Here is a 7996-nt window from a genome sequence, read left to right as displayed (position 1 = left end):
CCCCCTCTCCCCCCCCCCCCCCCCCCCCCCCCCCCCCCCCCCCCCCCCCCCCCCCCCCCCCCCCCCCCCCCCCCCCCCCCCCCCCCCCCCCCCCCCCCGCCCCGCTTCGCGAGATTGGAGATTGCGGCTTCGACGGTCGGGCGCGACTGCCCAAAACCGGAATTTTTCCGTGCCTGGCCGGACACGACTGGGGCGGCCGTTCAAACCTTCCACGACACCGATACCGGTCGTGCGGGAGGTGGATGGCGAGGGGCGTGCGGAGAGTGGGCCATGGATGGCCCACGCCCCTGCTTCCAGCCATGGATGGCTGGCGGCAGGGCGGAGCACGCCCCTCGCCAGCCGCCTCCCGCGGCGCGCGCCACCCGAAGGACGGATCAGCCGCTGCGCCGCCGGAACAGCAGCCACGACACCGTCAGCATCAGCAGCGGCGGTATCGCATAGGCAAGCCGGTAGTCGAAGCCGTAGACAGCGGCCAGCTTGGCCACCTGGTTCTGCAGCATCCAGAACATCAGCGCGAACACCACGCCGATGAACAGCCGGCGCCCGAGCCCGCCGCTGCGCAGCGAGCCGAATGCGAACGGCATCGCCGCTAGGCACAGCGCAAGCACGTTGACCGGGTAGAACCAGCGCCCCCAGTAGTGCTCTTCGAACTCGCTGGCATCCAACCGGTTGCGGTGGCGGTAGTCGATGCCCTGGGCCAGGTCGCGCGCGGACATGTAGCGCGGGCGGAAGGCGCCGCCGGCGCTGGCCGCCAGCGCCGCAGCGTCGAGCTGCGACTCCCAGCGCTCCTCGTCGACGCGGACTTCGGTCACCGCGCGCTCCTCGAAGGTCACCCGGCGCACGCCACGCAGCAGCCAGCCGCCGCTGCGGTGTTCGGCGGTGCCGACCTGGGCGACCGACTCCAGCCGGCCGTCGTTGTCGAATTCGAACAGGCGCACGTCGTTGAGCTCAAGCCAGGCCTGGTCGCCCTCGCTGCGCTCGCGGCCGTCGCGGGCGTTGAGGAAAGTGTTGCCCTCGCGCGCCCACAGCCCCGAGTACTGCGCCACGATCATGTCGCTGGAACGCGCGGCCGCCTTCATCGCATCGGCGGCGCGCTGCGCGCCGGGGCCCAGGGTCTCGCCGCTGAGCATCATCACCCCGGTCAGCAGCGCCAGCGGCACCGCCACCGAAATGCTCAGCCGGCGCCGCGACACGCCCAGCGCACGCAGCGCGGTGAGTTCGGACGACGCCGCCAGCTGGCCCAGGCCCATCAGCGTGCCGATCACCGCCGCGGTCGGGAACATGGTGTAGGCGCGCCGCGGAAGGGTGTAGGCCACATAGGTCAGCACGCTGACGAAGCCGTACTCGCCCTCGCCCATGTTGTCGATCTCGTCGACCGCCGCCAGCACGGCGTCCAACCCGACCAGAATGGCCCACACCAGCAGCACGGTCACCGCCACCACGCGGGCCACGTGGAGGTCGTGGATCTTCGGAAACGGCATCATCGCGCTGCCCCCGCGCCGCGGGCGCGGCGCGGCACGCCGACGTGGCCGTCACGGAAATACAGCCAGGCGCCGACGGCCAGCAGCGGCAACACCAGCCACCACAGTCCCAGCTGCAGCGGCATCTTGCCGTCGGCCAGCCACTTGGTGCCCAGCAACATCAGGTTGATGCCGACCACATAGGCCAGGAATCCGAGTGCGATGCGACCATAGCGGGCCTGTCGCGGCGGGCTGCGCGCCAGCGGCACCGCCAGCAGGGCGAAGGCCAGTGCCAGCAGCGGCGGCGCGATGCGCGAATGCAGCTGGGCACGCGCTTCGGGGCGCGGGTCGCCGAGCAGCGCAAGCGTGCTGTCGTATTCGGGATCCTCGTCAGCCGACCGGGTTTCAGCGTCGGGCAGGCGCATTTCGTTGCGCGCGTAACGCATCATCCGGAAGTCCAGTCCCTCGGCCAGCGGGCCCTCGACGCGGAATCCTTCGCCCAGGTCGAGATAGCGTTCGGGGCCATCGACGGTCAGCCGGCCGTTGCGCGCGGTGGTGACGTCCATGCGCTCCTCGTCCTGGCGGTAGATGAACACCCGGCCCAGGGCCGAGCCTTCGCCGGACATCGCGCCCACGTAGACCACGCCGCTGCCGCCGGGCAGTTCGACGAAGCGCCCGGCCTCGAGCCCGGCCAGCAGCAGGTTGCGATTGCCTTCGGCGACCATGCGCTGGGAGTAGTCGTTGGCCCAGGGACCCAGCCACAGCGAACAGGCGCCGATGAAGGCCACCACCGGCAGCACCAGCATCATCAGCGGCCGCAGCAGCCGCCGCGGGCCGACGCCGGTGGCCACCAATACCGGCATTTCCGAGTCGCGGTACAGCCGGCCCACGGCCAGCAGCAGGCCCAGCATCAGCCCCAGGGGCAGGATCAGGGGCAGGTAGTTGAGCACCTGCAGGCCCAGCTGGGACAGCATCAGCCCCGCCGGGACGCGGCCGCGGGCGATGTCGCCGAGGACGTCGGCGAACACGCCGCCCAGGCTCACGATCATCAGCACCACCAGCGCCGCGAACGTGGATTGGGCGAATTCGCGGAACAGGTAGCTGTCGAGCTTCGGCATCCGTATGCGGCCTTGCATTAGAATCGGGGGTTCGTCCATACACCGTCAGGCCGCGCCAGCATGCTGGCGCCGCGGCGCATCGCCGCATTCTGGACTGCGGATTGTAAGGAACACTTCACGCCAAACCCCAGTACAGGACCCCATGACCCTCAAACTAGCCCTGAACAGCGCCTCCCCGGCCACGGCCGCCGTCGACTGCATCGTGGTCGGCGCCTACGCCGACAAGACCCTGACGCCCGCTGCCCGCGCCCTTGACGAGGCCAGCGGCGGCCGCCTGTCGGCCCTTGCCGCCCGCGGCGACATCAGCGGCGCCACCGGCCGCACCTCGCTCCTGCACGACGTTCCCGGCGTGGCTGCGCCGCGCGTGCTGGTGGTGGGCCTGGGCGAATCGGCCAAGTTCGCGGTGCCGCAGTACCTGAAGGCCGTGGCCGACGCCGTGCGCGCGCTCCGCACCGGTCCGGTGCGTTCGGCGCTGCTGACGCTGTCCGAGGTCGAGGTGTCCGGCCGCGACTCCGCCTGGGCCATCCGCCAGGCCGCCATCGCCGCCGGCCATGCCGCCTATCGCTATACCGCGACCCTGGGCGAGAAGAACAAGAAGCGCGACGAGAAGGGCCTCGAGCGCCTCGATATCGCAGGCAATGACGCTGCCGCGCTGGCCCAGGGCCAGGCGATCGCTGCCGGCGTCGAGTTCACCCGCGAGCTCGGCCACCTGCCGCCGAACATCTGCAACCCGGCCTACCTCGCCAGCCAGGCGCAGGAATTCGCCGCGAAGTTCGACAAGGCCTCCTGCGAGGTGCTCGAGCGCGAAGACATGGAAAAGCTCGGCATGGGCTCGCTGCTGGCGGTCGCCCGCGGCTCGGCCAATGCGCCCCGGCTGATCGTTCTGAAGTGGAACAACGGCGGCGACGCCAGGCCCTACGTGCTGGTCGGCAAGGGCATCACCTTCGATACCGGCGGCGTGAACCTGAAGACCCAGGGCGGCATCGAGGAAATGAAGTACGACATGCTTGGCGCCGGCTCGGTGCTGGGCACGTTCGTGGCCGCGGCCGGCATGGACCTCGCGGTGAACCTGGTCGTGGTGGTGCCGGCGGTCGAGAACGCCATCGACGGCAACGCCTACCGCCCGTCGGACGTCATCACCAGCATGTCCGGCAAGACCATCGAAGTCGGCAACACCGACGCCGAGGGCCGTCTGATCCTGTGCGACGCGCTGACCTACGCCGAGCGCTTCAAGCCGCAGGCCCTGGTCGACGTGGCCACGCTCACCGGCGCCTGCATGGTCGCCCTGGGCAGCTTCGCCACCGGCCTCATGACCAAGCACGACGACCTCGGCCAGGAGCTGCTGGCCGCGGGCGAAGAAGTGTTCGATCGCGCCTGGCGCCTGCCGCTGTGGGACGAGTACCAGACGATGCTCGATTCCAGCTTCGCCGACGTCTACAACATCGGCGGCCGCTGGGCCGGCGCGGTGACCGCGGGCTGCTTCCTGTCGCGCTTCACCGAGGGCCAGCGCTGGGCGCACCTCGACATCGCCGGCAGCGCCAGCCACAGCGGCAAGAGCGGGCTGGCCACCGGCCGCCCGGTCGGCCTGCTGTCGCAGTGGCTGCTGGACCAGGCCGCCGCCAAGTAAGACGCACGCGGCCGGGACCGGCTTTCGCACGCGAAAAGCCGGTGCCGGCCCGGCTTTTGACCCGGGACCGAGCATGCGCGCCGACTTCTACCTGATTGCCAAGCCCCGCTTCCGCGACCAGCCCCTGCTGCTGGTCTGCGAGCTGGCCAAGAAAGCCCTGGCCGCCGGCCAGCCGATGCTGGTGCTGGCCCGCGACATGGCCCAGGCCGAGCAGCTCGACGACCTGCTGTGGTCGTTCGACCCCGACGCCTACGTGCCGCACCAGATCGCCGGTGCCGGCTTCGAGGACGAGGAAGAAGGCGACGAGGAGGAAGCGGACGTGCTCATCGCCCCGCCCGAGGCCGACGTGCCGCTGCGCCCCCTGGTGCTCAACCTGCGCGACGCGCCGGTCGAGGGCGCCTTCGAGCGCGTGCTCGAGGTGGTCCCGGCCGACGAATCCGCACGCGGCCCGCTGCGCGCGCGCTGGACCCAGTACAAGGCGCGCGGCTTCGACCTGAAAAAATTCGACATGTGACGCCGGGGCCCGTCCCCGCCCTGCCCCGACTCCGAGCCCTCCGATGACCCTCGCCACCGGCTACGACCCCAAGTCCTTCGAATCCCGCCTCTATGCGCAGTGGGAGTCCAGCGGCGCGTTCGCGCCGGCCGGCGACGGCCCGGCCTACAGCATCCTGCTGCCGCCGCCCAACGTCACCGGCACCCTGCACATGGGGCACGCGTTCCAGCACACGCTGCAGGACGCGCTGGTGCGCTACCACCGCATGCGCGGCTTCCGCACCCTGTGGCAGATGGGCAGCGACCACGCCGGCATCGCCACCGAAATGGTGGTGTCGCGCAACCTCGCCGCCAGCGGCAGCAGCGACACCCGCGATTCGCTCGGGCGCGAGGCCTTCATCGACAAGGTGTGGGAGTGGAAGGGCCAGTCCGGCGACACCATCGAGCGCCAGATGCGCCGCATGGGCACCTCGGGCGACTGGACGCGCAAGGTGTTCACGATGGACCCGGCGCCGTCGGCGGCCGTGGTCGAGGCCTTCCTGCAGCTGCACGCGCAGGGGCTCATCTATCGCGGCCAGCGCCTGGTCAACTGGGACCCGGTGCTGAAGACCGCGATCTCCGATCTTGAAGTGCTCAACGAGGAGGAAGACGGCTTCCTGTGGTCGATCGCCTATCCGCTCGGCGACGGCGCCGGCTACGAGCACGTCGAACACGACGCCGACGGCAACGAGACCCTGCGCGAACGCCGCGACTATCTGGTCGTCGCCACCACGCGCCCGGAAACCATGCTCGGCGACACCGCGGTGATGGTGCACCCGGATGACGCGCGCTACGCAGGCCTCATCGGCAAGACGGTCACCCTGCCGCTGACCGGGCGCGAGGTGCCGGTGATCGCCGACGCGTACGTGGATCGCGCCTTTGGCACCGGCGTGGTCAAGGTCACGCCGGCGCACGATTTCAACGACTACGCGGTCGGCCAGCGCCATGGCCTGCCGATGATCAACCTGTTCACGCCCGATGCCGCGGTCAACGCCAACGCGCCGGAGAAGTATCGCGGCATGGACCGCTACGTCGCGCGCAAGGCGGTGCTCGAGGATCTCGACGCCCTCGGCCTGCTGCTCGAGACAAAGCCGCACAAGCTGCAGGTGCCGCGCGGCGACCGCACCGGCCAAGCCATCGAGCCCTACCTCACCGACCAGTGGTTCGTGCGCATGGACACGCTGGCCGCGCGCGGGCTCGAGCGCTTCGAGGGCCGTGACGGCAGCGAGCCCGACATCCGCTTCGTGCCGCCCAACTGGATCAACACCTACCGCCACTGGATGGAAAACATCCAGGACTGGTGCATCAGCCGCCAGCTGTGGTGGGGCCATCGCATTCCCGCGTGGTACGACGATGCCGGCAACGCCCACGTCGGTCGCGACGAAGCCGACGCGCGCGCGCGCAGCGGCCTCGGCGCAGACGTGGCGCTGCGCCAGGACGACGACGTGCTCGAGACCTGGTTCTCGTCCGGCATCTGGCCGATGAGCACCATGGGCTGGCCGGACGCCGAGGCCATGCGCGAGCGCGGCTTCGACGACTTCGTGCCGTCGAGCGTGCTGGTCACCGGCTTCGACATCATCTTCTTCTGGGTCGCGCGCATGGTCATGCTGACCGACCGGCTGACCGGGCGCGCGCCGTTCCACGACGTCTACATGACCGGCCTGGTGCGCGACAAGGACGGCCAGAAGATGTCGAAGTCGAAGGGCAACATCCTCGACCCGATCGACATCATCGACGGCATCGCGCTGGACGACCTGGTGGCCAAGCGCACCGCCGGGCTGATGCAGCCGAAGATGGCGGAAAAGATCGCCAGGGCCACGCGCAAGGAATTCCCCGAAGGGATTTCCGCGTTCGGCGCCGATGCGCTGCGCTTCACCATGGCCGCGCTCGCCGGCCCCGGCCGCGACATCAAGTTCGACCTGGCCCGCGCCGAGGGCTACAAGAATTTCTGCAACAAGCTCTGGAACGCCACCCGCTTCGTGCTGATGAACACCGGCGACGCCGGCGTCCCCACGGGCGCGCCGCAGCCCGTGACCGCCCCCGAGAAGTGGATCCTGTCGCGCCTTGCCGCCATCGCCGCCGAGGCCGAGGCGCACTTCGCCAGCTACCGCTTCGACCTGCTGTCGCAGTGCCTGTACGAGTTCGCCTGGCACGAGTACTGCGACTGGTTCGTCGAACTGGCCAAGCCCGCCCTCAACGGCAGCGATGCCGCCGCGGCCGCGAGCACGCGGCACACCCTGCTGCACGTGCTCGAACGCCTGCTCTGCCTGCTGCACCCGCTCACGCCCTTCGTCACCGAGGAGCTGTGGCAGCAGGTCGCGCCGCGCCTGGGCATCGAAGGCGGCAGCATCATGACGCGCGCCTACCCGCGGGCGTCTGACTTCGCCGGCCAGGACCATGCTGCAGCCGCCGCAGACGTCGAATGGCTCAAGGCCATGGTCTCGGCCCTGCGCCGCATCCGCAGCGAGCTGGGCGTGTCGCCGGGCAAACCGGTTCGCCTGCTGGTGTCGGGCGGCAACAGTGCGGACGCCGACCGCCTCGCGCGATTCTCTTCGCAGCTCGGCTTCCTGACCCGGATCGAAGGCATCGAGTCGATCAGCGGCGATCCGCCGCCAGCCGCCGCCGCGCTGGTCGGCGAGCTGAAGCTGTTCGTGCCGCTGGAAGGCCTGGTCGACCTCGACGCCGAACGCACGCGCCTGGACAAGGAGCTCAAGCGCGTGGCCGTCGAGCTGGCCAAATCGAAGGGCAAGCTTGCCAGCGACACCTTCGTCGCCAACGCGCCCGCCGCCGTGGTCGAACAGGAGCGCACCCGCCTGGCCGACTGGACCGCCCAGCACGACGCCCTCAGCGCCCAGCGCGCCCGCCTCTGACCAGGCGCGCCCACGCACCGGGACTTTTCGCGGCGCTTGCCGTGCAGCTGAGGGCATTGGCATTGATGCGCGTCGGGGGATCGGCGGCGCTCCGTTGTGGTCTGCGCTGCCCGTCCCGCGTGCAGGGGGTGTGCTGCGCCGGCCGTCTCCGCATCCTGCTCCTAGCGGCCGGGCGCCGGCCATCCATGGCCGGCTCTCCGCACACCCCCTGCACGCGGGACGGGCCGTGGCGTTTTTCTGCTTAGGGTCGAAGATCAAGAGCGTCGCGCTCGCCGGCGTGGCTGTGGCCGTGCCGCTTGATCCGGTGACGACCGCCCGGTTGCGACGTCTGCGTCGACGTTGCCCTCGTCCACCACCGCGCAAAAGGTCCGGGCCCGCCGTGGAGGCAGG

The 7996-nt window shown here is 70.4% G+C and carries 5 protein-coding genes; 3 read left to right on the top strand and 2 right to left on the bottom strand.

The window, feature by feature from the left end; all coding sequences use genetic code 11:
• Positions 1 to 374 precede the first annotated feature (374 nt).
• On the bottom strand, positions 375 to 1484 hold the full coding sequence (gene lptG / locus WCD84_RS14175) for an LPS export ABC transporter permease LptG (RefSeq protein ID WP_343281780.1): 1110 nt from the start codon (positions 1482 to 1484) through the stop codon (positions 375 to 377).
• Positions 1481 to 2578 carry an LPS export ABC transporter permease LptF gene (gene lptF / locus WCD84_RS14170; protein WP_343254998.1) on the bottom strand — a complete coding sequence of 366 codons (1098 nt, stop codon included), beginning with the start codon at positions 2576 to 2578 and terminating at the stop codon, positions 1481 to 1483. Before lptF ends, lptG begins: the two co-directional genes overlap by 4 nt.
• 142 nt (positions 2579 to 2720) lie before the next feature.
• On the opposite strand from lptF, the gene WCD84_RS14165 reads away from it, so the two are divergent.
• From WCD84_RS14165 to WCD84_RS14155, 3 genes are all read left to right on the top strand, one after another.
• On the top strand, positions 2721 to 4205 hold the full coding sequence (locus WCD84_RS14165; protein WP_343281779.1) for a leucyl aminopeptidase: 1485 nt from the start codon (positions 2721 to 2723) through the stop codon (positions 4203 to 4205).
• 73 nt (positions 4206 to 4278) lie between these two features.
• Positions 4279 to 4719, top strand: a complete 441-nt coding sequence (locus WCD84_RS14160; RefSeq protein ID WP_343281778.1) for a DNA polymerase III subunit chi — start codon at positions 4279 to 4281, stop codon at positions 4717 to 4719.
• A 43-nt stretch (positions 4720 to 4762) separates the two neighbouring features.
• Positions 4763 to 7606, top strand: a complete 2844-nt coding sequence (locus WCD84_RS14155; protein WP_343281777.1) for a valine--tRNA ligase — start codon at positions 4763 to 4765, stop codon at positions 7604 to 7606.
• Positions 7607 to 7996 lie beyond the last annotated feature (390 nt).

Origin of the sequence: Luteimonas changyuni (genome assembly GCF_039548395.1) — a bacterium.
In the GTDB taxonomy this organism is placed as follows: domain Bacteria; phylum Pseudomonadota; class Gammaproteobacteria; order Xanthomonadales; family Xanthomonadaceae; genus Luteimonas.
This window is presented reverse-complemented; position numbering and strand designations above follow the sequence as displayed.